Here is a 26,708-nt window from a genome sequence, read left to right as displayed (position 1 = left end):
ACCCAGTGGATGGGTGCCCTTTGCTTTTTGAAACACTTGATCGGTGCTGCTGGCAACTGGAGGCTGGCTTGGTGGGGGTAGACTTCTAGCGCAGTTCATACAGGGAGTCGAAGCATGAGCGCGAGACAACATAACCCGAAAGCGCCAGCGGCCTCTCCGTCGTTAAGGGATGACCGTTTCGAGGAGGTGCTGGCGTTGATACACGGGGCCCGGCAACGGGCGGTGCAGGCGGTCAATACCCAGCTGATTGAGTTGTACTGGCAGGTGGGAGCCTACATCAGTCGCAAGCTGGAGCAGGCGGAGTGGGGCGATTCGGTGGTCAGCCAACTGGCAGCACATCTCGCCCAGACGCAGCCGGGGCTGCGCGGTTTCACCCGCGCGAATCTGTTCCGGATGCGTCAGTTCTACGAGTCATATCAGGGGGACGAGAAAGTCGCACCACTGGTGCGACAATTATCCTGGAGTCATAACCTCATCATCATGGGGCAGTGCAAGCAGCGCGATGAGTGCGAGTTTTATGTGCGCATGGCCGTTCAGGAGCGTTGGTCGAGGCGTGAGCTTGAACGACAGTTGAAGGCAGCGTTGTATGAACGCAGCATCGCCAGCCCGGCAAAATTCTCAGCAGCGCTGAGACAGAATTATCCTGCTGCCATGGATATTTTCCGAGATGCCTACGTAGTCGAGTTCCTTGGCCTGCCTGGAGGTCATGCCGAAGCTGATCTGCATTGCGCATTGATGGATCGGCTCAAAGAATTTCTCATCGAGTTGGGCAGAGACTTCTGCTTCGTAGGCTCCCAATACCCATTACAGATAGGCGGCCGCGACTTCGCTCTGGACTTGCTGTTCTTCCACCGTGGTCTCAATTGTCTGGTGGCGATCGAGCTCAAGGTCGGTCGCTTTGAGCCGGAATACCTGGGCAAGCTCGATTTCTATCTGGAAGCTCTGGATCGCAATGAGCGCAAGCCTCATGAAAATCCGGCCATCGGTGTATTGCTGTGTGCCAGCAAGGACGATGAAGTGGTCGAATACGCGCTCAACCGCAGCTTGTCTCCTGCTTTGATCGCGGAATACCAGACACGCTTGCCAGACAAGGCACTATTGCAGGCCAAGTTGCACGAGTTTTACGCCTTGGGGGTTACCCCTGAGGAGGGCGCTTGAGCTCAGATCAAATGCCAGGGCTCACGCCATCGATGTAACGCCCAACCGCCGGCGCCCTCTCGAAGCGCCGGTGGACCAGGCTCAACCACGAGCTTGACTGGCAATCCGCAATCCGCCGGTAGTTCACCTGCGGCAGGCTGATGCGCTGCACCACCGACTCCGGCACCACGGCAATCCCTTGCCCCAGCGACACCAAGGTAATCACTGCCACCAGGCTGCCCGGTTGTGACCCCAGCCGTGGGACGAAGCCACCTTGCGCCGCCGCCTCCAGCGTGCCGGAAATCTGTTCGGGCAGGATGAAGGTCTCGTTGGCCAGGCGCGCCGCCGGAATCTGCGCCAGTTCGTTGATCCGCGAGCTGGCGGGCAGGGCGAGCACGAAGCCTTCCTGATGCAAGGCGATAGCATCGAGCTCTTCTGGCAGCTCCATTGGCGAGCGAACATAAGCCAGGTCGAGCAGGCCGTCACGCACCATGCCTGGCAGCTCGGCCATGGGCAGTTCACGGATGTTCAGGCGTACGCCGGGGTGGGCCTCGCTGAAGCTGATCACCTGCCGCTGCAACATGCCCGAATACGCCGCCGACGCCACATAGCCCAGCTCGATACGCCCGCTGTCACCCCGCCCGGCGCGTTGCGCGCCCAGCTGCGCGGCATCGAACTGGCGCACCGCCTGCTCGGCTTCGATCAGCAGCGCTTGGCCGGCGGCGGTGAGGTTCACTTCGCGCTGATTGCGCTCGAACAGCCGCACGCCCAGCTCGCGTTCCATGTCCTGGATCTGCCGGCTGAGCGTGGGCGGGGCGATGCCCAGCTGCTCGGCGGCACGGGTGAAGTGACCGTGGCGGGCGACGCAGAGGAAGTAGCGGAAATGGCGGATTTCCATGCGGTGTTACCTGCAGGCTAATGACGCGGACCCTTGAGGCTAACAAGCTTCGGGGAAGGTGGCATTAAGGTAAGTGCAACCAGCACGCCTCCCGGAGCCTATCCATGCCCGCAGCACGCTTCACCCTGCTTACCGCTTCCCTGGTCTGCGCCTTGATCATCCTCGACACCAACATCGTCGCCGTCAGCCTGCCTAGCATCGCTCGCGACCTGTCCGGCTCGTTCGCCGATATCGAATGGGTCGTCAGCGCCTACCTGCTGGCCTTCGCCGCCTGCCTGCTGCCCGCCGGCAGCCTGGCCGACCGCTTCGGCCGCCAGCGCATGTTGCTGATAGGCCTGGCCGTGTTCGGCCTCGCCTCGCTCGCCTGCGGCGCCGCTCCCAGCCTGCTGTTCCTCGACCTGGCCCGGGCAGCCAAAGGCGTAGGCGCGGCAATGCTGCTGACCTCGGCCCTGGCCGCCATCGGCCACCGCTTCCACGAACCGCAGGAACGCATGCGCGCCTGGGCCTTCTGGGGAGCCTGCATGGGCGCGACCATCACCTTCGCGCCACTGCTCGGCGGGGTGATCGCCAGCACCCTCGGCTGGCGCTGGATCTTCTACATCAACCTGCCGCTGGTGGCGGTGCTGGCGCTGATGGTGCTGCGCAGTATCGAAGAAAGTCGCGACAGTGACGCCGCACGGCTCGACCCGATGGGCAGCCTGACTTTCGCCGGCAGCCTGGGCTGCCTGATCTGGGCGATGATCGACGCCAATCAGGTGGGGTGGACCAGTGTCGACACGCTCGGGCGCCTCTTGATCAGCGCGTTTCTGCTGGGGCTGTTCATCATGGTCGAACGCAGCCAGGAACGGCCGATGATCGACCTGCAACTGCTGCGCAGCGGGCGCTTCATCGGGGCCTTGCTGGGCATGTTCGCTTACGCCGCCTGTGCGCAGGTGATGATGACGCTGTTGCCGTTGTATCTGCAGAACGGGCTGCAGCTGTCAGCGCTGGCGGCGGGGGCGGGGATGTTGCCGTTTGCGCTGGCGATGTTGCTGACGCCGCGATGGGGGATGCGATTGGCTGGGCGTTGGAGCGCGGCGCAGGTATTTGCGCTGGGGCTGGTGTTGGTAGGGGTGGGGAATCTGCTGTGTGCCTGGGCTGTGGGGGTTGGGGGGTATGTGGCCTTTGCCCTGGCGAGCCTGGTGTTGGGGGCGGGGGCAGGGCTGCTCAATGGCGATACGCAGAAGAACATCATGGCGTGTGTGCCGCGAGAGCGAACGGGCATGGCTTCAGGATTGAGTACCACCACCCGATTTGGCGCGATCGTGCTTGCCATCGGCCTGTTCGGGGGCGTGCTGGCGATCAGCGGTGAACAGTTGCTGCGCCAGGCGATGCAGGCAGTGGCACCTGACCAGATGGGCAAGGTAGGCGCCATGGCCACGCGCGTGGCGGCAGGCGATGTGCAGGCGGCAATGGCGTTGGTCGACCCCGCCCTGCGCGAAACCATCGCACCGCTCGCGCAGCAGGCCTTCATGGGCGGCTTCCAGGCGATGCTGCTGTGCGCCGGGAGCGCAGCCCTGATGTTCGCGGTGCTCGTCGGCACGCTGCTGAGCCGCCCGCTGCCCACCTTGGCGCTGCACACAGCGCGCTGAAGTGGCCCATTGCAACTATCTTTCCTGTGCGCCACAACTATTTGAATGCAAAGATGTCATTCTGAACAGGCCGGCGGCTACCAAGGCAAGCCGGCCTTAATGCACAGGAGCGAAAGGCACATGGCAGCACTGCAAGGCAGCACGTTGGAAGCAATCAAGGCAAACCAGGCTCAGCTGATCAATGAGTGGCTTGCGGCCCTGGAAGCCAGCGGCGCCACGCGCAACATCAAAGAGCAGACGCTCAATCAGGAAGTCCGCGAGTTCCTGCAGCTGCTATCGCAAGGCATGCAATCGGAAAGCGGCAACAATGCCGCCGCTGCCGAATGGGAGGAAGCCCGGCGCTTCCTGGAGAAGTTGTCTGCCAGCCGTGCCCAGCTCGGTCATGACTCGCACCAGACCGTTTACTTCATCTTCGCCCTCAAGGGCCCGTTGTTCGGCTTGCTGCAGGCCCATTACAGCAACGAACCTGCACGCCTCGCCGAGCAGCTATGGGGCATCTCTGAATTGCTCGATAGCCTGGGCATGCACACCATGCGCACCTACCAGAAAACCCGCGAAGCGGTGATCAAGCGTCAGCAGGAAGAGTTGCTGGAGCTGTCCACCCCTGTGGTAAAGCTGTGGGACGGCGTGCTGGCGCTGCCGCTGATCGGCACCCTGGACTCGCAACGCAGCCAGACCGTGATGGAGTCGTTGCTGCAACGCATCGTCGACACTGGCTCGGAAATCGCCATTATCGACATCACCGGCGTGCCGACCGTCGATACCCTGGTCGCTCAGCACTTGCTCAAGACCGTGACCGCGATCCGCCTGATGGGCGCCGACTGCATCATCAGTGGTGTGCGCCCACAGATCGCCCAGACCATCGTGCACCTGGGGCTCGACCTGGGCACGCTCACCACCAAGGCCAACCTTGCCGACGCGCTGAAACTGGCCTTGTCACGCCTGGGTGTGAGCCTGGCCGAGCGGGTATAGGGCCATGGAGCGCATACCGATCCTGCAAATGGGTGAATTTCTGCTGGTGACCATCCAGGTCGACATGCATGACGAACTGGCCATGCGCCTGCAGGACGACCTTACCGACCGTATCAGCAGTACCTCGGCCCGTGGTGTGTTGATCGACATTTCCGCGCTGGACATGGTCGACTCCTTCATCGGCCGGATGATCGCCGATATCGCCAGCCTTTCGCGGCTGATGGATGCCCAAGTGATGGTGGTGGGCATGCAGCCCGCGGTGGCCATCACCCTGGTTGAACTGGGCTTGAACCTCCCCGGCGTCAGCACCGCACTCAACGTCGAGCGTGGCATGCAGCGGCTGCGCCAGACCGTGAGGCGCGCATGATCGCCCATGACAGTGGCAGCCTGCCGGTGCGTATCGAGCAGGACGTGGTACTGGCTCGCCAATTGGCCCGCAAGCTGGCCGGCGAGTGCGGCATGCGCCTGGTGGACCTGACCAAGCTGGTAACGGCCGTCAGCGAGCTGGCGCGCAACACCGTGGTCTACGGCGGTGGTGGCGACATGGACTGGCAGGTGCTCGAAGACGCCGGGCGTACTGGCTTGCGCCTGGTATTCCGTGACGAGGGCCCTGGCATTCCCGACATCCAGCTGGCGCTGACCGACGGCTGGACATCCGGCAATGGCCTCGGCCTGGGCCTGACCGGTGCCAGGCGCCTGGTCGACGAGTTCGAGCTGGACACTGCGCCGGGCGAGGGCACCCGGGTGACGATCACACGATGGGCATGAACATCCACGCCAGCCTCACGCACGTGCTGCCGCTGGAAGACTCCAGCCAGGTTGGCTACGCGCGGCGCATGGCGCAGAAACTGGCCGAGCAACACGGTTTCGACAGCGAGGACGCAGGGCGTGTGGCCTTGCTGGCTACCGAACTCAGCAGCAACGTGCTCAAGCATGCCCAGCGCGGCGAACTGCACCTGCGCGCCGTGCCAGGGGCCAACGGCTGTGGCGTCGAGCTGTTGGCGGTGGACCGGGCACAAGGGTTCGATACCGCGACGTGCTTGACCGATGGCTATTCCACAGGCGGGACTCAAGGCATCGGCCTGGGTGCCATTGCGCGCCTGGCGCAGGTGTTCGACGTACACACCGACGCGCGCGGTTCGGTGATCATGGCGCGCTTGTACCGGCGCCAGGACGCCGCCCACGACATGCGTATCGGCGTGAGCCATCACGCCCTGCATGACGACCCGGCCTGTGGCGACACCTGGCACGTGGCGATCGACGGCAACCGCCTCAGCGCGTTGGTAGTCGATGGCCTGGGCCACGGGCCAGACGCCGAGACAGCTGCGCAGGCAGGCGCAGCGGCCTTCGCGGCCAATGCCTTCATCGCCCCGCAGCTGCTGATCGAACGCCTGCATCAGGCGATGGCTGGCACCCGCGGTGGCGCCGTGGCTATCGCCCAGCATGATGCCAGCAAGGACAGCCTGTCGTTCACCGGCATCGGCAATATCGGCGCCAGCCTGATCCAAGGCACCCAGGCGCGTGGCCTGGCCTCGCTGCCGGGCATCGTCGGCGCTCAGTACCGCAAGGCGCAGGCCTTCGACTACGCTCAGGTGAACGGCAGCCTGCTCATTCTGTACAGCGACGGCCTGCAATCGCGCTGGAACCTCAAAGACTACCCTGGCCTGGTGCATCGCCACCCGGCCGTGATCGCGACCGTGCTGCACCGTGATTTCTGCCGCGGGCGGGATGACGTGACGGTGCTGGTTGTCGACCTGGAGCCCACCCATGGCTGAACCCTTGATCGACCAGGCCACCCTGGTCGCCCGCCTGCAGGCCGATAATGAAGCCCTGCGCGCCGAGCTGGAAGAGACCAACCAGGGCGTGCTGGCGCTGTATGCCGAACTGGATATCCAGGCCGAACAGCTGCGCCAGGCGTCGGACCTGAAAAGCCGCTTCCTCTCCTACATGAGCCACGAGTTCCGCACCCCGCTGGGCTCGATCCTGAGCATCACCAGCCTGCTGGCCGACGAACTGGACGGCCCCTTGTCCGAAGAGCAGCACCGCCAGGTCGCGTTCGTCAGCACCGCCACCCGTGAGCTGTCGGACATGGTCGATGACCTGCTCGACCTGGCCAAGATCGAGGCCGGGCGCATCACCATCTCGCCGGCCTGGTTCGACATGCTCGACCTGTTCGCGGCCTTGCGCGGCATGTTCCGGCCGATTGTCGACGCCAGCACCGTAGACCTGATCTTCGAAGAACCGGTTGGCCTGCCAAGGCTCTACACCGACGACAAGAAGCTGGCGCAAATCCTGCGCAACTTCATCTCCAACGCGGTGAAGTTCACCACTCGCGGGGAGGTGCGCGTTTCTGCCCGACTCCACGGCGAGGACAAGATCCGCTTCGCCGTCAGCGACACCGGCATCGGCATCCCGGCCGGGCTGTTGAACACCTTGTTCGAGGACTTCGCCCAGGTTGACTCGCCGCTGCAGAAACGCCTGCGCGGTACCGGCCTGGGCCTGTCGCTGTGCAAGCGCTTCGCCACGCTGCTGGGCGGTGAAGTGGGTGTGATCAGCGAACCAGGGACCGGCTCATGCTTCTTCGTGATCATCCCGCTGGCCCTGGCCCAGGAGAACCCCGATGAAACCTGATGTGCGCCTGCTGATCGTCGACGACAACGCGGCCACCCGCTACGCCTTGCGCCGGCGTCTGGGCGTGCACGGTTATGAGGTGCTTGAAGCGGGCACCGGCGGCGAAGGGCTGGCGCTGATCCGCGAGCAGCAGATTGATGCGCTCATCCTCGACGTCAACCTGCCCGACATGAGCGGTTTCGACATTGTTCGCCTGCTGCGCGATGAGCCCCGCACCGCTTTGCTGCCGGTGATCCACGTGTCGGCAGCGTCGATCCAGAGCGGCGACATCATTACCGGCCTCAATGCCGGCGCCGATGCCTACTTGATTCACCCGGTCGACCCGGACGTATTGCTGGCCACCCTGCGTACGCTTTTACGGGTCCGCGACACTGAGCGCGCGCTGCGCGAGAGCGAGGCGCGCTTTCAGGAAATCTTCCGCAGCGTGTCGGCGCCCATCGCCGTGCTGGACGCCGAGCTCAAGGTGCATGAATGCAACCACGCATTCGCCCACCTGATGCAGGACAATCGCGACCCCCAGCAGTTGCGCGAGTGCTTTGCCGAGGGCCAGGTGCTAGATGAGCTACGTGAACATCTGCGGGCCGGCAAGCGCTGGCGAGGCAGCCTTGAAATGCGCCTGCATGGCGAGCCGCGCGATACCGAATGGCAGCTGTCGCCATACCGCGCGCCAGGGCTGTGCCTGGTATTCATCGAAGACAACACCGAGCACCGCCATCGCGAACGTTCGCACCTGGCCCGCCTGGACGACGCCACCACGCAACTGGCCAAGGAAGTTGCCGAGCGGGCACGCACCGAGGCCCAGCTGCTGCAATTGCAGAAGATGGAGGCCCTCGGCAGCCTGACCGGCGGCATCGCCCACGATTTCAACAACCTGCTCACTGGCGTGATCACCAGCCTTGAGCTGATTCGCAAACGTGTCACCGAGGGCCGCACGGAAAAGGTCCCGAAATACGTCGACGCAGCGCTGAGTTCCGCCAGCAGCGCCGCCGTACTCACCCACCGCCTGCTCGCCTTCGCTCGCCAGCAACCGCTGGACACCCGGCCGGTGGACGTAAACCGCCATGTCAGCTCGCTGGAAGAGCTGCTCACCCGCACCATCGGCGAACGCGTCACCCTCAACCTGCATTTGTCCGCCCATTCGGCCATTGCCCTGGTCGACTCGGTGCAGCTGGAAAGCGCCGTGCTCAACCTGGTGATCAACGCCCGCGACGCCCTGCCCAAAGGCGGGAACATCTGGGTCACGACCTGCGCGGTACGGGTCCACGGCGATCCGAACCTGCGAGACGGCCCTTATGTGGCGTTGACGGTGCGTGACAACGGCAGCGGCATCGAGCCGGACGTGCTGGACAAGGTGTTCGACCCGTTCTTTACCACCAAGCCGGTCGGGCAGGGGACCGGCTTGGGGTTGTCGACCATCTACGGCTTTGCCCGCCAGTCCGGTGGGCATGTGGCATTGAGCAGTGTGCTAGGCCAGGGCACCGAGGTGACCTTGATGCTGCCCGCCACCGAAGACGCGGCCGTGACCCACCACCGCGAGGCAGCGGAGGATGCCCAGGGGAATGGTGAGCATGTGCTGATTGTCGAGGACATGGCTTCCGTGCGGCTATCAGTGGCGGAAGCGCTGACCGATGCGGGATATCGCTGCACGTTGGCCTCCACGATTGACGAGGCGCTGGAACAGTTGCGGCTGGAGCCGGGGCCGGATTTGCTGTTGACCGATGTGGGATTGCCGACGTTGAGCGGGCGCGAGTTGGCGGATATGGCCAGGACGTATCGGCCGGGGTTGCCGGTTTTGTTCATGACCGGGTATGCCGATGAAGCGCTGGACCGGCAGGCGTTTTTGGGGGAAGGGATGGATATGCTGGTGAAGCCGTTTCGGTTGGGGGAGTTGCTGGATAAGGTGGGGCGGGCGGTGGGGCGGGTTTGAGCGCCCCAGCCTGCCTTGATGGGCTTAACCTGAGGTCAAATTGCACTCGCCAATAGTTGAGCCTCGGCGATCTTGCCATTTTGATAACGCAGCAATACCTGCTGTTCACCTTCATTGAAGAGCGACTGGTGCAGCTGACGGGTGTCCAGCGGGCCTTGTGCCAGCGTACCGGCAATGCTGTCCAATTGCGCCGTGAAGCTTTGGCTCAACGCGCTGTCGATGCTGAAGACTCGAGACTGGGTCAGTTCCATTTGCGAGCTGTACACGCTGCGGCTCTGGGCAGCGATAGCTTCGAGTTGCCCCAGGCTTTCAAGTACTTTGGCTGCAGCGCTGCGGTGACGTTGCTGCGGCTCAGCCATATAGCGCAATGCACTGTTCACCACCTGCAGCTGGGCAGTTTGCAGGTATCCGCTCACCCACCCGTCCATCTTCGTCAGGCTGCCTTTCAGCGCTTGGCGGGCACCATCTGCCCCGAATAGCTTGTCGGCGTCGACAGCCTGGGCAACGTCCAACTCTTCTTTCATCTTGCGGTCGAAGTACGTCCTCAGCGTCGAGATCTGGCTGTGCTGACTTTCGAGTGTCTGCACAGCGTAGTGACTGATGCCGTCTTGCGCGTAATGGTCGAGCAGGTCTTGGGTATAGTCGACCATCCCGGCAAGTGTTTCCCAGCGGGCTTCGTCCAGCTCGCGCAGCACGCTGTCGAGCTGGCGCTTGATGGCATTCAGTTTTTCATTGATATCGTGCAAGTGCTTCTGGCCCACGGCCGAGGACACGGCATTCCACACCGCGCCGCTGAGCAATACATTCTGCAGCTCTTCAGGCAACGATAGGCTGGCCTGCTCGCTGATCTTGCCACCGGTACGGACGAAAGCCCGGACGCTACCGTCGTTGTTAGCATTTTTGGTCAATGTCTCGAAGGGCAGGCTGCAAACTACGTAATTGCCTTGAGACAGCTCGCCTAGCGCCGCAAGCCCAGGTATGTTGCTCAGCAAGGGGCTGAGCGCGCTGATCTGGTCGGTGGGAATCGGACGATGCTCGCCCGCAGGTGGTCGCTGTAGCGTGTTGAGTTTCAGCAGTGCTTCACCCCGGCCGTTCTGCACGACCAGTTCTGAACTGGCCGGTGTGGCTGCGGCAGCTGCAGTGGCCGGTACCGATGAAGGTGCTGCTGGTGCTTCACGGCGCAAACGTATCCAGCCCATCTGGGCCACAAAAGGCACTGTCACCCGATAGGCTTCGGCAATGCTGCTATTCAGACCCAAGCCAACCGTAGCTGCAGCGCCGAAAGGATTCAGGCGAAACCCCGTGGTCGCCACGGTGAACAACGCTGCGCTGCTGGCTGCCGACAGACCGATGGCGGTTCCGGAACTCACAGAGAGGGCGTCTGTGAGCTTGAACAGCCCGGCCAATACCCTGGCGCTGGTTGCGCGCTCATAGCGTTCACCAGGCGGCAACTCACGCCAACCGGCACCGAACAGCGCCAAGGCGATCTGACGCTCCTTGTCGGCGACGGACCGGCCCCCTGCGCCACCGCCATTGAGCTTGTAATAGACGTCGTTGACGATTTCGGCATAGGGCACTGCAGCCTTTTTCAAAAATTTGCGCGCCAGGTTCATCGCCGAGTGCCCGCCAAACTGCTGCAGTTCGTACCCAATCAGTTCAAGCTGCTGTTGGCTGTAACCGGCAGGTCGGGAGCTGTGCTTGGCTTGTACCAACAGCTTCTTGACGTCCGCATCCAAACCAGCGCGGCCACTGGAGAAGTCGGTGATGATGTCCACCAACAAGTCCACCTCTTCGGGCTTGGCGCTGAGCAGGCTGGCGAAGAGTTCGTCGTCGCAATCGATTCCTGTAGTTGCCATCGTGTCCTTACCTCTCGGTGTCTAATTCAAGTACAGGGGAGCAGCCCACCCGTCTGGAGCCTGGGCTGCATCGTGCTAATTTGCCGCTGGCAGCTGCGTGGCCACCACCAACTGCACCTCCACTCGGCGGTTGAGAGCACTGGCAGGATCCACGCCCGGTTTTGGCCGTGAATCACCATAGCCTGCCACCACTACGCGCAGTGCCTGCTGTGGCTCAAGTGCCTGAATCAATAGCTTGCGAGCCTCGCGCGCCCGTGCGGCAGACAGGGTGTAGTTGTCGTCATACACCGTGCAGAACCGCTCGTAGTCAGTGACCGGGCGGGAAACCGGCAGGTTGTCGGTATGACCCTCTACCAGCACTTGCCCTTGGCCGTAATCCTGAATGAAGGTAGCCACCCGCGCGCTGAGCAGGGTCAGCGCGCCTTTGGCGGCAGGGGTAATACAGGCGCTACCTCGGGCGAAGGCATTGTCGGGGAGGGTCAGGCGGCGGTTCTGAATATCGATGTCCACCAGGTCCGTTTCGCCGCTGCGCTGCAGGTCTGACTGCATGGCAGCTAGCAGCTTGCTCAGACCCGCCCGCTGGGCCGCGTCGCCTTTACTGCGCTCTTCCTGACGCGCGGCCTCCATCTGCTGCTTTTCAACGGCCATCGCTGCCTCGGCCGCTTTGTTCTGCAGCACCGACACCACAAGCATCAGCATCACCACGGCCATCACGCCAGCCATAAGGTCGGAAATCGAGACCCATTCATTGGGTTTGTCTTTCATGGCCGTCTCACGCTGTCAGGGGCTCGTCGGAAGCCTTGCGTGCCAGCGGCTGCTGGTTTTGCTCGGCCATCCGCTGAAGCAGGGCAACTGTGGAACCCGCCGCTTGCTGCAAGGGTTGCAGGTGATTGGAAAACTGCTCTCCAACCTTTTCCGCCAGCGCCTGAGGCAGGTTGGCGACCTGCTGCCGGCCTTGCTGCGTGCTGGCTGCCAGGGTCTTGAGCTGGGAAGAGAGCTCCGTCAGATTCTGCACCGCCTGGCTGAGCAGTTGGCCGCGTCGGTGAGGATCATCGCGCAGCTCCACTGCCAGCTTGTCCAGCATCGACAAGGTTTGCGTGCCCTGACCGAGCAACTGCTCGAAATGCCCATGCAGTTTGGCAAAACTGTCAGGCAGTTCTTTCAACTGCTCCAGCTTCTTGCCCGTGGCGCGCATGTTCCGGTTGCTCTCGGAGATATCAGTCAGACCTTGGGTGATCTGCTCCCCGAGTGCCTTCATGTTTTTTTCCATCTGACTGATGGCGCCGTTGAGCTCGTCGTTGGTCGTGGTGAACATCGCACTGGCGTTGGTCTGCGCCTTGTTCGCCCCTTCGATGTTGCGGCTCACGCTGGCCATCACCTCGTTGACCTCGCCAGAGAGCCGGACGACAGCCTCGGAGATATTGTCGGTAGCCGAGCGCAGGTTCTCGGACATCGCCGTGGTGTTCTGGGTGAAGTCCTGGCTCATCCGGTTGACGTTTTCCATCATCCCGGTCTGCAACTCGTTCATCACGTTGCTCAGGCGTGAAATGTTGCCATCGAGACTGCTCTGCATCGTCTGCAGGTGAGCATGGAAGTCGTCGTTGAGCTTGTCGATGGCGGCCCCGACGCTCTTCTCCATGGTCAATACGCTGCCTTCCAAGGCACTGGCGGATTGGGCCAGCTGATTGGCGGCCGTACCCATGGTAGTGCCGGCTTGTTCGAGCGCATTGAGGTTTTCTGTGCTGGCTGTGACGAACAGCTCCAGGCTGCGCTGGCTAGCCTGGGTGTGCGCGCCGACTGCCTGTGTCGCCTCGATACCTTTGGACGAAAGTGCGGCCAACTCATCAAACCGCTCTTGGACACGAGCAGCCTGTGCGCGGTCAGCGTCCATTTGCACGCCATGCTGCTCGGTCAGAGTCGCCAGCAAGGTTTGACCTTGGCCTTCGCGGCGCTCACTTTCCTCCCGTGCGTGCTCCGATTGCAGGGTTGCGGTCTGTTGAAGGCGCTCTGTCAGCTGGTGGCTGTGTTCAAGCTGCTGCCCCAACCCAGTGAGCTGCTGGTTGGAGTGCTCCAGTTGCGACTGCAGCCGGCCGAGGCCAGCATCGAGGCCCTGCAGGGTTTCGCCATGACGCTCCAGCAGATCCAGACGCGGCAGGTGGGCGGCGAAGCGGGCCAGCGATGCAAGGTACCCGTCCGGGCCGCTGAGCTGCTGCAACTGCTGCAGTTGCCCGTCCAGATTGGCGGCGGTCTGCGCGAACTGCTCATCGTGGGTTTGTCCGCGCTTGAACTCCATCAGCTTGAGTTGCTTGAGCTCATTGCCGAGCAATTGGCTCTGGCTGGCAATGGCTTGCACCAGCTGCTCACCAACAGCGGCCAGCGCCTGGCGGGTGAGGTTGTCACGGAGCTCGGTAGCGTTTTTTTGTTGATCTCGGCTGTTGTCGATCTCGCGCTTCATGCGATCGACGCACCAGCCAGTCCGGCGGCTTTCAGCGGACCAGCGCGCAGAGTCCCACAGTTTCAGCACGATGAAGGCGATGATGCCCCAGGTCGAAGTTTTGAACTTGGTACCTAGGTCTTTCATCATGCCAGTGAGCTGGCCCAGCGAGTCGCTCATCGCATTGAGCGAATCGGCGTTGCCCTGGAGAATTCCAGACGCTTTGTCCAAGGCCATGCCCAAGCCCAGGAAGGTGCCCAGCAAGCCGACGATCAACAGCAAGCCCGGCATGTTTGCCACGATGCGTTCGGGCAGGGTGGCAACGGCCAGGTTCAACTCGCCGAGTGACCCGTGCTCGATGTCCAGCGCGCCCTTGTGCGTGCCGCCTTGCCAGTTGCGCTCCCACGCGGGTGCGCGGCCAAAGATCTCGGCGGTGATCAGCGAAACCAGCATGCCGCCCATGATCACCGTGCAGAACACCACCTCCAGCGGGTTGCCCAGCGAAGGCGACAGAAACTCCAGAACACCACCACTCACGCTGCCACCTCAACCTGGGTGAACGTTTCGGCACGCTTGCGGCAGTCGGCTTCGAAGATATTGGCGAAGCTGATGATCAGCGATTGCTCCTCGCGCTTGAGGTTCTCCCACTTCTCACCGTTCTGGGCGCAGCGAATCAGCAGTTCACCCACCTCAAAACCGTCGTCCATAAGGTATTCACGGTCCTGGTCGATCAGGCGCTGCTCGTCATTCTCCAGCAGTTGCAGGAAGCCTTCCGCGGCATAGACATAGTTGCGCTTGGCGAGCGTTACGCTGGCAAGCTTGTCCAAACGGGCCTGGTCGGTTGGCAGCAGTTTTTCGAGGTCAGCGAGTACCTTGGCTTCCTCGATCGGCAGTGGCTCCAGCTTTGCCAGATTGTTCAGGCGCTTGGCGATCACTTGGTCACGGGACACGCGCTTGCTCAGCTCTTCCCAGGCATCCTGGTGTTGCTTCAGGTCCAGGCCCCACACGTTGATCATCTCTTCGAACACGAACGGGATCACCGGCTTGCCGAAGCGAGCAGTGGTCAAGCTGTCGAGACGCTCCATGGCCGCGTCATCGAGTTCGGCGTGACCTTCAATCAGTTGGCTAGCGACCTGGATGATGAACAGCGGCTCATCCAGCACGCTGTTGATGTCATTGAGGTGCTCCATCTGCTCTTCGTACAGCGGCAGCAGTTTCTGCACCGCTCGAATGCGCAGGTAGTGCTCGAAGTTGACGAACGCCTCATCCTCGACCAGCCGGCTGATCCGCGCACGGACCAGCTCGTAGCGGTTGCTCATGGCCAGGCATTCGAGCGCCTGACGGCCCGCCTCATCAACCTGTGCCATTGCGGCTTCGAGGTCGGCAGCACGCTGCTCGGCTTCCTTGACTTCCTCATCGTTGAGCAGGTGGCGTTTGATATCGCGGGCGCGGGCGATAATCCATTTGATCGCCTCATCGACCTTGGCAGCGAGCGGGTGACTGTCCAGATGTTCCAAGGCAGCCAGAGCCTTGTCGAGCGCCATGCTGATGCCCTGAACCCAAGGTACCGGTACATTCGCGGCGATGGTCCGCAGGACCATACGGGCTTTGGAAATGTAAGGTTTGGCGGCCTTGTACAGGCGCTTGACTTCACCTACGAAGGTTTCGGCCTTGTCAGCCAGCCAGTTGACGGCCTCGACGACCTTCTCCTTGACCACCTGAACCGCTTTGCTGAAAAAACCTTTGACCTTGCTCAACCAGCCCATTTAACCGTCACTCCTTGAGTTCACGCCCAATAATTTGCGTGCGATATCGTTACGCCCGGACGGATCGCCAGGTGTGGAAACTTTTATGTCATTGCGTGCCAAGAGCAGTTGCTCGATTGCGCCGAGCACATGCTCAGGCGTCAACCGTCCACCGCCGCCTTCTAGCAAGGGCTTGGGCAATGCCAGGCGCAGGCAGGTGCGGATTTCCCGGCCAGAGAGGCCGGCGGACGGCTGCACCAGCGCGTCAATCAGCTCATCTCGCGCCACACTCAGCGGGATGCCTGGGACCAGCAGCTTGGCCCAGATCGCTCGGCGCTCGTCATCGCCAGGAAGCTCGAAATGAATGTGATGAGAGATGCGGCTGACGAACGCGGAGTCGTAGTTGCGAGCGAAGTTAGTGGCGAAAATCACGATCCCGGGGTGTTTCTCCAGCTCGATCAACAAGGTCGAACGCATTGCGTTGACTTCATTGTCGATGCCCTGGGTAACCGAAGAGAGGCGACGGCCGAGCAACGTATCTGCCTCATCGAGAAACAACACTGCGTCTTCGCTGCGCGCTGCGGCAAACAGGCTGACGATGTTCTTCGAGGTATCACCCATGAACTTGCTTTCGAGGTCAGCGATGCTGGCATTGATCAGCCGCTTGCCGATGCTGCCGGCGAATGCTTCGGCAGTGAGGGTCTTTCCGGTCCCTGGGGCACCATGGAAATTGAGCAGGGTGCCTCTGCCGCTTGGGTCGACCTCGGCGAAGCCCCAGGTTTCATAGATGACGTCGTGGTAGCGAATCTTGACTAACGCTTCATCCAGTTGCTGGCGGTTACTAGCCGAGAGCACCACGTCCCGCTCAAGGGTGAAGCGAGGTTCGCTGCTGCGTTGCGAAGCACTGGTGTCCGCTTGGGCAGGGGCTTCGGGAGCGACGAGTTCCGGGCGAAGGTTTTTGTACAGGTAATCTCGGGAAGACATGCTCAGCACTGCCTCAGGTTGTGGGGCAGACAGGTGTTCAGGCCGGTTGGGAAATTGCTGAATAGAACAAATGTGCGGCGCAGGGGAGTGTTCACACGAGAAGTCCATTTGTCGAAGTGGTGGGCGCGTAAGGAATGGTGGCCACTGGCTTGTATCGACCGACCGCGACGGTACTTGAGGTGGATGTAAAAGAAAGTGGCGTCTGGTTTGACCGCTTGGGCGCGGCGCGGCTGGGCTTGTCGATTCCGGTTCGAGCCGGCATTTTGCGGGTGAATGTCAATGCGACATCATGCCAGCTGAGTGTGAGCAAGCCACACGACAACCGAAACGGAATAACCATGGTGATCCCGGCAGGCGCTGGCCAGCGGCCCTTGGCGGATTACCGTGTCTTGGCTGAAGCAGTTTCCCGAGTTCGCCGATTTCCACACTTCCAAGCCGCAGGCTTCCGATGTGCCGGACGTGATCGGGAGCAGGGGGGTGGAAAGCTTGAACGGTCTGGTGTACTTACTCATATGAAACGCCCTTTTTGTCCAGCGACAGAGGCGCGGTTCAAAAAGAGCGGCTGCGTGGGGCCTCAAGGTGCTTTTGTCATGCCCAGTTCGGCGTCATCCAACAGGGCCTTGGCCAGGGCGCAGAGGTAGTGCGAGGCCCAAAGCAGTTGAGGTTTGTCTTCCATCAGCCCGTCGATTGACAGGTCGCGAGCGTAGCCCATCAGTTCCGAGGCCTGTTCGCGGGCGGCCTGGCACGGGATGCCGGCTTCGATGCGAAACAGCGGATGAGTCTGGTTTTCACCTTGAAAGAAAGTGGTCTTGCCAACGGTGAATCTGTTTTCTTCGGTAGCCATTGTTTATCTCCCTGAAGTCGTAGATGCCTGGCCTGGTCGGCCAGGCGGATCATGCTGCGGATCAGTGCAGCGTCTGCGGATCGGCGGGCTTCTGGATCTGGGCTAGCGCCGTTTCGAGCAATCTGCGCAAGCTGTCGAGCTCGTGCATTGACGTCATGATCAGCAGCGACACCGGTGACTTGGGCTGCATCAGCATTGCCTGCTGGGCGACGACTTCGGCGCATAGCGCGTAGTCGGCGGCCATCATCAGCGTGTCTTCCAGGGAGTGGAGGAGGTGGGGTGGATCGGGGACTATCTTCAACATGATTGCTTCCATTTCAGGGCCGTCACCATCTGCTGTCAAACAGAGGGTGGCAGCTGTACGCGGGTTGACAGACCGGCGGAAACAACAAGTTCCGGCGCACGCAAGCGTGCCCGCACGTACAGCCGCCATAACGACGAACCGTTTTGTTGTTTACCGTCGCGACCTGTCAAAGTCAGCCGTTGATGTGCAACGACCTACCGAGACTAAAACCCTGAAAAAATGACCGCAACGGAAAACAAGCGCTGAGAGTATCTTTAGGAAATGCCCTACAAGAAAGGGGTTAAATCTGATTTTTTCGCTGCATTTCGAAACAATCTGTAACGCCTAATCAGGTGGGTCAGATTATTCCAGACACAAAAAAAGACGCCCGAGGGCGTCTTTTTTCTTGGATTTGGTGGGCCGGGGTAATCTGAAACGATAGCCTATCTTAATGAAAAATATGAGAAAAGTTCGGTTTGATATTTGTCTGGAATACCATTTGGAATACCGGGCGGCTGGATTTGAACTCAGGATGTCGGGGCGCTGAGAAGATCCATGGCTTGGGATTTAGGTGGCAGGCTCGAAATTTGCTCAGACTGACCTCGGGCTCAGCATCTCATGCTTGGCGACGGAGGCATCGATGGCCTCTTGGACTACACGCATTCGGCGTTCTGCAAGAGCTGTTGCGGCTGCTTCGTCTTCGTAGGATAGCTCGGGCAGTTCTTCTTTTAGAAAGGTTTCCCACCGCGCGAGCTGCTTCATGCAGTGGTGCAGCTGCTTTCTGGTCTCATCAATCCGAACTTTGTCCAGCTCCTGCGTAAGCTTGCGCGCATTGCGTGTGACTTTGCCCATTTGAGCGTCGCGACGCATCACCTCTTTCTGTTCTGCGGCTGCCTGGGCGGCGACTTCGATCAAGCGCTGAATCAGCGCTGTTTCGGTTGTTTTGTGCCCTTTGGCGAGGCTTTTGAGTGTGGTCTTGGTTTCGAGTGGGAGCGTGAAGGAGCAAGTCTTTCTGCCGCCTTTGGCTAATCGATACCGCCTTTGTCTGATGGCGTTTCTCAATCGCTCGATGAGCTTTACACCTTCAGCCTCGGATTCGAGGGCATGGATCGATCTGACCAGATGGCTGAAACCACTGTCGGCAAGGAAGCTGATCTTGCCTTGCAGCGACGGAGAGCACCGGCTCGATAGGTAACTTGCTGCCCATTGCCACTCTCCTCTGTCCTTCTCGTTCAGCCAGCCTGGTGCTGCTTCGGTCTCGCTCATTTTCGAGTTTCCTTCTCCGTCGCCATATTCAGGGTGCGATCAGTCGCCTCACTACTGGACGGTGTTACATGACCTGATGGTAGGTCTGTTGATCAGAATTTTTGTAAATGTTAGCGGTCATGTTATCGACGTAGTTAACAGATACGTTACATGATATTGATAAGCTGATTTTATAGGGTATAAAACGTGATCTAAATTTCCAGTTTTTCGGTAGGTGAAATGGCTAATCTTCTGGCTTTTTATGAAGACCTAGAGGTTGGTGCAGAGTCTAGGTTTTTCCTGCAAGCCCTGATATGCCGAGAGCAGGCACTCTTGACCGCCTCGTTCAAGGTCAAACCAGTTGCGAGACTCCTCTGCTTGACGGATAGATTGGTCAGAGACGCAGTGCGGGAGTTAGCCGAAGCTGGGCTGTTAGTGGCCAAAAAACAGGCTGACAAGGTGGGTCGTCCGGGGCAGGAATATGAGGCGTCGCAATACCTCCTCGATCTGCTTGCCCAGCCAAGAGGTAGTTCGCTTACTCATCGGGACCTGGTCCTGCGTCTCTTTAATGAGCCGGAGATTTATGCCGAGGGACCTCGGCCTGAAACAGATATCGGGAGCGAGAAGGTTGCGCGCAAACAGGTATGCAAGGACGGGCGGCCGGCAGCACCTGGGGCTTGTGGACGCCTGGGGACAGCCACGAGAGTGCTTTTGGCTGCCCTTTTAACCTTTGCCGATCAGTGCGGGGTTGTGGCCGGGGTGGGGGAGGCGAAGCTTCGTGCAATGACGGGCCTGAATCCGATTGCGCTCAAACATCAGGTGAGGCGACTAGTCAGCCTGGGCTTCATACGTGTTCATGTGCCGGGTGTATCCAATGGTTTCTTCGTTGGAGCCAAGGTTCCCAGTACCTACTACCTGAACCTTGACCACACGCAGATGGGGGCGCGGCGCCCTCATTGCGCAGTGCTGGTTTACGCGGAAGCTAAGCAGTCCCGTTATGAACGGTTGACCAGCGGGCTTACGCAGCCTGATGTAGCAAGAGCTCTTCTCGCTTTGGGACCTGCTGCGCTGGATGTCCTCTATCACAAGCTGGCCTGGTACACGTCGCATCTGCTGTCCCTGACATGGGGAAGGCCAGGCGAAAGGTACGGCGAAATTCCTGCTTCTCTGGAGGGCATGATTGGTCGAGAGTTAGATCAACTGAAGGTCGGTAAGCCGGGGCAGGACGAGGCTGGCTACTACTGGCCTGGAGTGCTCGATCACTTTTTTGAGGTGGCGTTTGAGTGGGCCGAGCATTTGAAGCAGAAGTTCAATGGCAAGGCATGGTCGGGGTACCAACCCCAGGTGATTAGGCTGATACCTGTGCCAAAGCCAGAAGGGCGCGATGATGCCTTGGAGGTCGTTTCTCTGATCGTCTATCCGGCTCCCGAGAATCAGAACTGCTGCATTGTGTACAAGGATGTCCGGGGCGGGTTTCTTCGTGAGTTCGACAGCGAGGCTGACCTGGATGTGTGGAACCGCTATGAGTTTGGCTTGCTAACCGAGTAGGTGACGGGGCTTCAGGTTATTTCTTACTGCTCCTGCAGATCCTCTGAACGAATATGAGGAGCCCCGTTCATGAGGATCATTCGCCTGAAAGAAGTCATCGATTCGACTGGTCTTGCCCGATCGACCATCTACAAACACATCTCGGAAGGTACCTTCCCGAAGCCGGTCTCGTTGGGCGACCGCTGTGTCGGCTGGGTCGATAGCGAGGTGCATGACTGGATCCTGGCAAGGATCGAGGAGCGGGACCTGGCAGAGGGGGCTGCGGTGCGCCCCACCGGCCACCTGAGTATGGCTAGCTAGAACTATCACCTACGCCATGACCGGCTAAGGCTGGTCATGGCGTTTATGCCGCTTGGAAAGTCCAGCGCTCTCAGCTAACTCTCCCAGGATGCGATTGGGTGAATCTCTCGGCAGGCTCGGTAATGTTGCTCCCCATTGCCAGGCCAGCCTGGGGTGATCGCTGAGTCTTGGAGCGGGATCTAGTTATATAGTTCTAGGCTATCACCGTGTCAATACTCGATAGGCTGAGTTTTTAGTAACCACACCGGCACTATCACCCTGCCTCCGGGTTAGGTCATCGGTTAATAAATACACATCCCGTACCTGGTATGCGAAACCACTCACCAGGTACAGAGCCATGACCAAACAAAACGCCAACACCCTCCAATCCCAGTCCGATATCGCAATTCGAATTGAGCGCCTCATCAACGCCATCCAGCGTACAGATAGCCAGGCCTGCCGAATCTCATATTCAAAGCATGGAGATGAACAGGTCAGAGAAACCATGCTTTCAAAATACTTCGATGGGATCGTGCAGATGGTCGCGCTGCTCGACGGAGATGTGGCGTATCAGTACAGCTGGCACTTGAGCCTTCTTCAGGAAGCCTGCCAGGCCATTGGGATTGAGCGCAGCCCCTTTGGCATCACCTGCTTGAACGAGGGTGAAACGCGCTATCTGAGCACCAGTGACACGCTGAACGAGCTGACCAAGTGCATCCGTACACTCCTTGCCCAAAAGAGATTCAAGCGTAGGGAGCACGATCAGCGCTACCAGGCGATTCAGCAAGAGGTCGAAGTCGATCGCTACGTTGATGCCATGTTTGATCGCTACGCCCGGATCTGCGTGATCAGGGTTGATCTGTATTACCGTGCAGAGGTCCAGGCGAGGTTGCGTGTGGAGCGCGTATTCGACGATCTGAATCGGCTGATAGCTGAGCGTGAACGCAACCTAATTTTCGACCATGAAATTGGCTACATTTGCAGCGTCGAGCAAGGCGAGGACCGGGGCTATCACATCCATGCAGCGTTCTTCTTTAACGGTGCTGAAGTGAGTGCCGATATCTACAGGGCTCAGCGGATCGGTGAGCTATGGGAGCGTATTACCCGTGGTCAGGGCTACTTCCACAACTGCAACCTCGAAAAAGATAAATACCAAGACAGGCTGGGGCTTGGCCTGATCCACAGGCGGGACCTGAATGGGCGGGCTAACGTGCTTTGCGCCATGCGTTACCTGGTCAAGAATGATCAACATCTGCGGCTCAAACCGGTAGGAGCTCGTTGCTTGCGCAAGGGTCAGGCAAGGAAGGTTTCCGGGATTCCTAATCGATCCATTCCCCTGCGAGGTGCCGAACAAACATGTCGATGAGCCCAGCCTGCCGGCCGATCACCCGTTCAGCGAAACCAACCTGAACCCTGGCCTAAATGGTCGCGACATGCGCAAGGTGTCCGACACAGATGCTGGGACAGTGGCTGCACTCGCTTTGAAACGGTCATTGGAGACGATTCGCGCTGAGGCAAGTACTGTCGGCCGCATTCGGCCGCTACTGGATGCTACGGTCGGGAAGCTAGCTGAGCGTGCATCTGATGCAGAACTGGTTCGGCTGACCAAGGCTACCAACGGCTGGCGCTTCGACCGCAAGGCCGGCAGCGCCGAAATCCACGCCCGGCGCATCGGCCGTAACGAGCTGGCTGCATTGCAGTCGGTCCTAGCCTATCACGACGCGCAGATGGACTACGCCTCGAAGGACCGCAACAGCAACGGCGCGCTGGAATATGCCCAGCAGATCTTCAGCACGCCCGGCAAGCATGACGGCCTGTTCTGGGAGGACGAAGAGGGCGGCGAGATCAGCCCGCTGGGGCCGCTGTTCGGCAAGGATGTGGTGGGCGATGCCTGGTACGGCTACCACTTCCGCATCCTTGATGGCCAAGGCTCGTCGGCCCCGGGCGGCGCCTACAGCTACCTGATCGGCAACCAGATGAGCCGCGGCTTCGCCCTGGTCGCCTGGCCGGCGAAATACAACGATAGCGGTGTCATGAGCTTCATGATCAGCCACGACGACCAGGTGTTCGAGAAGGATCTGGGGCCACAGGGCGACAAGATTGCCAAGGCCATGAAACGCTTCGATCCGGATGACAGCTGGAAGAGGTGGATGTCAGCGCCAGCGAATGACGGCCGGCGCGCACCGCCGACGGCAGGCTGCGTGGAAACTATCCAGTGCTGTTCCGCGTTGGTGCGCGCCCGCATCAAAACAGGTCTTAACGCACAGGTTTAATTCATCAATTCGGCAAAATAGTGTGCAAGGTGAACAGGTAAAGTTGTGCCGATTGCCCGCAAATTTCCTGTTTTTCGCGCTTGGCAAAAGCGGCCCGCATATTGCTCCCCTAGTCGCAACGACAACCCGGAGCACCGTGCCATGAGCTCACCTACCGAATTCCCGCTTTGCGAAGCCCCGCCATCCTCGCGCAAAGGGCTGCTGCCCATTGCCATGGTGTTGTTCAGCTTTACCTTCTTCACCGGCACCATGTTCGCCGGTGGCAAGCTGGGCATGGCCTTCAACTTCGTCGACATGCTGTGGGTCGCCGCCATCGGCAACACGCTGCTGGCGTTGTACGCGGCGGCCTTGGCCTTCATCGCCTCGCGCAGCGGCTTGAACAGCGTGCTGATGGGGCGCTTCTGTTTCGGCGAGGCGGGCAGCCGGCTTTCCGACTTCATCCTGGGCTTCGCCGAACTTGGCTGGTACGCCTGGGGCACCGCGACCGTGGCGATCGTGCTGGTCAAGTTGCTGGGCCTGGCGGGTGGTTTCACCGTGCCGCTGATGGTGCTGTTCGGCCTGGGTTTCAGCATTACCGCGATCATCGGCTTCAAGGGCCTGGACCTGCTGTCGCGGGTGTCGGTGCCGCTGATGTTCGCGCTGCTGCTGGTTTCGATGTATATCGCCACCGCCGATGCCGGGGGCTTTGCCGGCCTGGCGGCGGTGGTGCCGCATGAAACCATGACCTTCTCGGCAGCGGTGACCATGGTCTTCGGCACCTTCGCCAGCGGTGCCACCCAGGCCACCAACTGGACCCGGTTGTCGAGCAGCGGGCGGGTGGCGGTGGTGGCCAGCATCGTCGCCTTCCTGCTCGGCAACGGCCTGATGGTGGTGGCCGGGGCCTGGTGCGCGATGGTCTACCAGCAGGCCGACATCGTCGAAGTGATGATGCTGCAAGGCCTGTCGTTCGCGGCGGTGGTGATGCTCTGCCTGAACCTCTGGACCATCCAGGGACCGACCATCTACAACGTCTCGGCAGCGGCCTGCCACTTGCTGCGCAGCGAGCGTCGACGCATCGCCACGCTGGTCGCGGCAGCGGTGGGCATCGTGCTGGCGATTGGCGGGATGTATGAAATGCTGATCCCGTTCCTGGTGCTGCTGGGCTCGATCATTCCGCCAGTGGGTGGGGTGATCATGGCCGACTTCTGGTACCGCCACCGCGGCAAGTACCCGGCGCTGGCCTCGGTGCAGCTGCCGCGCTACAACTTCTTGGGCCTCGGGTCCTATGCGCTGGGTGCGGTGCTGGCCTACGCCTCGCCGTGGGTCGCGCCGCTGGTGGGCATTGGCGCCTCGGCCCTGTGCTACATCGTCATGCTTGAACTGAGCGGCCGGCGCCGGGCGCTGGGCCAGGCGGGTGTCGAACCGTGAGCCTGGCGCTGGACGAAATCCTGCACCTGCCCGGCCTGCAGGACATGACCGTCCGGGCCGGCGCGCGCAACCTGCAGCGGCGGGTGCGCTGGCCGTATGTGGCCGAGAACGAAGGCATTGCCGAGTGGGTGATGGGCGGCGAGCTGGTGTTCGTCACCGGCATCAACCACCCACGCGGCGAGGCCAACCTGCTGAGCCTGGTGGAAGATGGCGACGCCGTGGGCATTGCCGGCATGGTGATCCTCACCGGCGGCACGTTCATCCACGGCATTCCGCCTGTAGTGATCGAGCGCGCCGAGCAACTGGGGCTGCCGCTGATCGAGCAGCCGTATGCGCTGAAAATGGTGGTCGTCACTCACCTGATCGGTACGGCCCTGGTGCAGATGACCCAGGTGCGGCGCTCGCGCAATGACATCCTCGGCCAGTTGCTGACCGGCGACTACCCGAGCCTGGCCATCGCTCGGCAGCGGGCCGCGCACCTTGAGCTGGCGCTGGACGAGCCACGGCGCCTGGTGACACTGCGGCTGTCTGGCGTCGATGGATTGTTCGAGCGCCATGGGCTGGCCCAGGGCGAGCGCGTGTGGCAGGGCATTCGCCAGGCGCTGGAAGATCAGCTTGAGGCCTGGTGTCGTGGCAGGCCGGGGACTGTGACCGCGCAATTGCCGGGTGACCTGTTCGTGTTGTTACTGGCCGATGCCCACGGCCTGCACGCCACCCTGGCCGCGCTGCACCGGCAGTTGGCGGGCGTGGTCGGTGAACTGGGCCTGTTCATGGGCCTGTCGCGCCTGGCCGAGGATTGCGCCCACTACCGCCAGGCGCTCAATGAAGCGCGCCAGGCTTTGGAAGTGGCGCAGAACCTGCGCCCGGCCACCGGTTTCTGCGACTTCAGCGAGTTGGGCGTGCTGCGCCTGCTGCAAGGCATCGTCGATCGCTCGCTGATCGACGACTTCGTCGCCGAAACCCTTGGCCCACTGATCGCGCCCGGCCGCAAGCACCCCCATGTGCTGGTGCATACCCTCGACGCCCTGCTCAAGGAAAACGGCAATGGCCTGAAGGCCGCCCAGCGTCTGGGCCTGCACCGCAACACCATCAACCAACGTATTCAACGTATCGAACAACTGAGTGGGCAGTCACTCGACGACCCGCTATTTCGTATGAACGCTTCGGTCGCCATGCTGGTATGGCGCATGAGCGAAGCCCAATGCAAGGAGTAACAGCATGAACATCATCAACGCCCGTCTGCGTGGCAAGTCGGGCCTGTTTCGTATCGAACTGAACGGCGACCGTATCGCCGCCATCGAGCCCCAGGCCGATGTGGCGGTGCTGGCCAACCCCGACGACCTGGACGCCCAACAGAACCTGGTGGTGGCGCCCTTCGTCGAGCCGCACATTCACCTGGACGCCACCCTCACCGCCGGCGAGCCGAAGTGGAACATGAGCGGCACCTTGTTCGAAGGCATCGAACGCTGGGCCGAGCGCAAGGAAATCACCACCCACGACGACATCAAGCAGCGCTCGAAGAAGACCATCGACATGCTGGTGGACCATGGCATTCAGCACGTGCGAACCCATGTGGATGTGACCGACCCCAAGCTCACCGCGCTCAAGGCCATGGTCGAGGTGCGCGAGGAAGTACGCCACCTGGTTGACCTGCAAATCGTCGCCTTCCCCCAGGAGGGCATCGAGTCGTTCGCCAATGGCCGGGCCCTGATGACCGAAGCGGTGGCCATGGGCGCCGATGTGGTCGGTGGCATTCCGCATTTCGAGAACACTCGCGATCAGGGTGTGTCGTCGGTGAAGTTCCTGATGGAGCTGGCTGAGCGCACCGGTTGCCTGGTGGACGTGCACTGTGACGAAACCGACGACCCACAGTCGCGCTTCCTCGAGGTGCTGGCCGAAGAGGCCCGGGTACGTGGCATGGGCGCTCGGGTCACGGCGAGCCACACCACGGCCATGGGCTCTTATGACAACGCTTACTGCTACAAGCTGTTCCGCCTGCTGAAAATGTCGGGCATCAACTTCATCTCGTGCCCGACCGAGAGCATTCACCTGCAAGGGCGCTTCGACACTTACCCCAAGCGCCGCGGGCTGACCCGCGTGGCCGAGATCGACCGCGCCGGGATGAACGTGTGCTTCGGCCAGGACTCCATCGTCGACCCGTGGTACCCGCTGGGCAACGGCAACATCCTGCGCATTCTCGAAGCCGGGCTGCACATCTGCCACATGCTCGGCTACGAAGACCTGCAACGCAGCCTGGATCTGATCACCGACAACAGTGCCCGCACCCTCAACCTTGGGGAGCGTTATGGCATCGAGGTCGGGCGGCCGGCCAACTTGCTGCTGCTGTCGGCGCCGGATGATTACGAGATGGTCCGCAGCCAGGGCCACGCACTGGTTTCGGTGCGCAACGGCAAGGTGTTGATGCGCCGCACGTCGGCGCAGGTCGAACGCTTTGCCTGACGCCACCCTCTAGCAACGGCATTCATCATGCCCCGCCGGCTTTGGCCGGGCGGGGTGCTTTGCCATGGGCGCAGGATAATTACTGATGCCAAATTCGGTATCAATGGCTAACGAAATACGAATTATCAGAATCAAAGCCGCCCCTTAGACTCGA

Annotated in this window: 24 protein-coding genes; 15 read left to right on the top strand and 9 right to left on the bottom strand. The window is 61.0% G+C overall.

Going from position 1 to position 26,708, the window contains the following annotated elements:
• Positions 1–114 precede the first annotated feature (114 nt).
• A complete protein-coding gene (locus APH28_RS11565; protein ID WP_060509426.1) occupies positions 115–1,158 on the top strand; it encodes a YhcG family protein in 1,044 nt (347 codons plus the stop codon).
• 7 nt (positions 1,159–1,165) lie between these two features.
• Here the strand turns inward: APH28_RS11565 and APH28_RS11560 are convergent, their stop codons facing one another.
• Positions 1,166–2,035, bottom strand: coding sequence for a LysR family transcriptional regulator (locus tag APH28_RS11560; protein WP_060509424.1), 870 nt, complete (start codon positions 2,033–2,035; stop codon positions 1,166–1,168).
• 104 nt (positions 2,036–2,139) lie between these two features.
• On the opposite strand from APH28_RS11560, the gene APH28_RS11555 reads away from it, so the two are divergent.
• From APH28_RS11555 to APH28_RS11525, 7 genes are all read left to right on the top strand, one after another.
• Positions 2,140–3,666 (top strand): MFS transporter, encoded by a 1,527-nt coding sequence (locus tag APH28_RS11555; RefSeq protein WP_060509419.1) that lies wholly within the window; start codon positions 2,140–2,142, stop codon positions 3,664–3,666.
• 120 nt (positions 3,667–3,786) lie between these two features.
• Entirely contained in the window at positions 3,787–4,638 is an 852-nt protein-coding gene (locus APH28_RS11550; protein ID WP_060509417.1) for an STAS domain-containing protein, read from the top strand.
• A 4-nt stretch (positions 4,639–4,642) separates the two neighbouring features.
• Positions 4,643–5,005 (top strand): STAS domain-containing protein, encoded by a 363-nt coding sequence (locus APH28_RS11545; RefSeq protein ID WP_060509415.1) that lies wholly within the window; start codon positions 4,643–4,645, stop codon positions 5,003–5,005.
• Entirely contained in the window at positions 5,002–5,406 is a 405-nt protein-coding gene (locus tag APH28_RS11540) for an anti-sigma regulatory factor (protein ID WP_060509413.1), read from the top strand. Before APH28_RS11545 ends, APH28_RS11540 begins: the two co-directional genes overlap by 4 nt.
• Positions 5,403–6,413, top strand: coding sequence for an ATP-binding protein (locus tag APH28_RS11535; RefSeq protein ID WP_060509600.1), 1,011 nt, complete (start codon positions 5,403–5,405; stop codon positions 6,411–6,413). The genes APH28_RS11540 and APH28_RS11535 overlap by 4 nt, the downstream gene beginning before the upstream one ends.
• Positions 6,406–7,269, top strand: coding sequence for a sensor histidine kinase KdpD (locus APH28_RS11530; RefSeq protein WP_060509411.1), 864 nt, complete (start codon positions 6,406–6,408; stop codon positions 7,267–7,269). The genes APH28_RS11535 and APH28_RS11530 overlap by 8 nt, the downstream gene beginning before the upstream one ends.
• A complete protein-coding gene (locus tag APH28_RS11525; RefSeq protein ID WP_060509409.1) occupies positions 7,259–9,196 on the top strand; it encodes a response regulator in 1,938 nt (645 codons plus the stop codon). The genes APH28_RS11530 and APH28_RS11525 overlap by 11 nt, the downstream gene beginning before the upstream one ends.
• A gap of 35 nt (positions 9,197–9,231) precedes the next feature.
• Here APH28_RS11525 and APH28_RS11520 read toward each other — a convergent pair whose 3' ends face one another.
• The 8 genes from APH28_RS11520 to APH28_RS11485 form a co-directional block, all read right to left on the bottom strand.
• The gene (locus APH28_RS11520) at positions 9,232–11,052 is read right to left on the bottom strand and encodes a hypothetical protein (RefSeq protein WP_060509407.1); all 1,821 of its coding nucleotides are present in this window, start codon (positions 11,050–11,052) and stop codon (positions 9,232–9,234) included.
• A gap of 75 nt (positions 11,053–11,127) precedes the next feature.
• A complete protein-coding gene (locus tag APH28_RS11515) occupies positions 11,128–11,817 on the bottom strand; it encodes an OmpA family protein (protein ID WP_060509405.1) in 690 nt (229 codons plus the stop codon).
• A gap of 7 nt (positions 11,818–11,824) precedes the next feature.
• Positions 11,825–14,023 carry a hypothetical protein gene (locus tag APH28_RS11510; protein WP_256249178.1) on the bottom strand — a complete coding sequence of 733 codons (2,199 nt, stop codon included), beginning with the start codon at positions 14,021–14,023 and terminating at the stop codon, positions 11,825–11,827.
• The gene (locus APH28_RS11505; protein WP_060509402.1) at positions 14,020–15,252 is read right to left on the bottom strand and encodes a hypothetical protein; all 1,233 of its coding nucleotides are present in this window, start codon (positions 15,250–15,252) and stop codon (positions 14,020–14,022) included. The genes APH28_RS11510 and APH28_RS11505 overlap by 4 nt, the downstream gene beginning before the upstream one ends.
• Positions 15,253–16,215, bottom strand: a complete 963-nt coding sequence (locus APH28_RS11500) for an ATP-binding protein (protein ID WP_060509400.1) — start codon at positions 16,213–16,215, stop codon at positions 15,253–15,255. It lies immediately after the preceding gene.
• Between the two features lie 574 nt (positions 16,216–16,789).
• Positions 16,790–17,059 (bottom strand): DUF3077 domain-containing protein, encoded by a 270-nt coding sequence (locus tag APH28_RS11495; RefSeq protein WP_060509398.1) that lies wholly within the window; start codon positions 17,057–17,059, stop codon positions 16,790–16,792.
• A gap of 61 nt (positions 17,060–17,120) precedes the next feature.
• Positions 17,121–17,363, bottom strand: a complete 243-nt coding sequence (locus tag APH28_RS11490; protein ID WP_060509396.1) for a hypothetical protein — start codon at positions 17,361–17,363, stop codon at positions 17,121–17,123.
• A 570-nt stretch (positions 17,364–17,933) separates the two neighbouring features.
• Entirely contained in the window at positions 17,934–18,608 is a 675-nt protein-coding gene (locus APH28_RS11485) for a hypothetical protein (RefSeq protein ID WP_034023893.1), read from the bottom strand.
• A gap of 219 nt (positions 18,609–18,827) precedes the next feature.
• Between APH28_RS11485 and APH28_RS11480 the strand changes: the two genes are divergently transcribed.
• The 7 genes from APH28_RS11480 to codA all read left to right on the top strand — a co-directional run bounded on the left by APH28_RS11480 (position 18,828) and on the right by codA (position 26,554).
• The gene (locus APH28_RS11480; protein WP_034023891.1) at positions 18,828–20,135 is read left to right on the top strand and encodes a hypothetical protein; all 1,308 of its coding nucleotides are present in this window, start codon (positions 18,828–18,830) and stop codon (positions 20,133–20,135) included.
• Positions 20,136–20,204: 69 nt separating this feature from the next.
• On the top strand, positions 20,205–20,435 hold the full coding sequence (locus APH28_RS11475) for an AlpA family transcriptional regulator (RefSeq protein WP_009683504.1): 231 nt from the start codon (positions 20,205–20,207) through the stop codon (positions 20,433–20,435).
• A gap of 337 nt (positions 20,436–20,772) precedes the next feature.
• A complete protein-coding gene (locus tag APH28_RS11470; RefSeq protein WP_034023890.1) occupies positions 20,773–21,780 on the top strand; it encodes an inovirus-type Gp2 protein in 1,008 nt (335 codons plus the stop codon).
• A gap of 67 nt (positions 21,781–21,847) precedes the next feature.
• Positions 21,848–22,687, top strand: coding sequence for a DUF2950 family protein (locus APH28_RS11465; protein ID WP_079279884.1), 840 nt, complete (start codon positions 21,848–21,850; stop codon positions 22,685–22,687).
• Between the two features lie 141 nt (positions 22,688–22,828).
• The gene (codB, locus tag APH28_RS11460; RefSeq protein WP_023101490.1) at positions 22,829–24,094 is read left to right on the top strand and encodes a cytosine permease; all 1,266 of its coding nucleotides are present in this window, start codon (positions 22,829–22,831) and stop codon (positions 24,092–24,094) included.
• Complete coding sequence (locus APH28_RS11455) at positions 24,091–25,308, top strand: PucR family transcriptional regulator (protein WP_023101489.1); 1,218 nt, start codon at positions 24,091–24,093, stop codon at positions 25,306–25,308. The genes codB and APH28_RS11455 overlap by 4 nt, the downstream gene beginning before the upstream one ends.
• A gap of 4 nt (positions 25,309–25,312) precedes the next feature.
• Positions 25,313–26,554, top strand: a complete 1,242-nt coding sequence (gene codA / locus APH28_RS11450; RefSeq protein ID WP_023101488.1) for a cytosine deaminase — start codon at positions 25,313–25,315, stop codon at positions 26,552–26,554.
• Positions 26,555–26,708 lie beyond the last annotated feature (154 nt).

It is taken from the genome of Pseudomonas sp. NBRC 111124 (assembly GCF_001320245.1).
Taxonomy (GTDB): Bacteria; Pseudomonadota; Gammaproteobacteria; order Pseudomonadales; family Pseudomonadaceae; genus Aquipseudomonas.
This window is presented reverse-complemented; position numbering and strand designations above follow the sequence as displayed.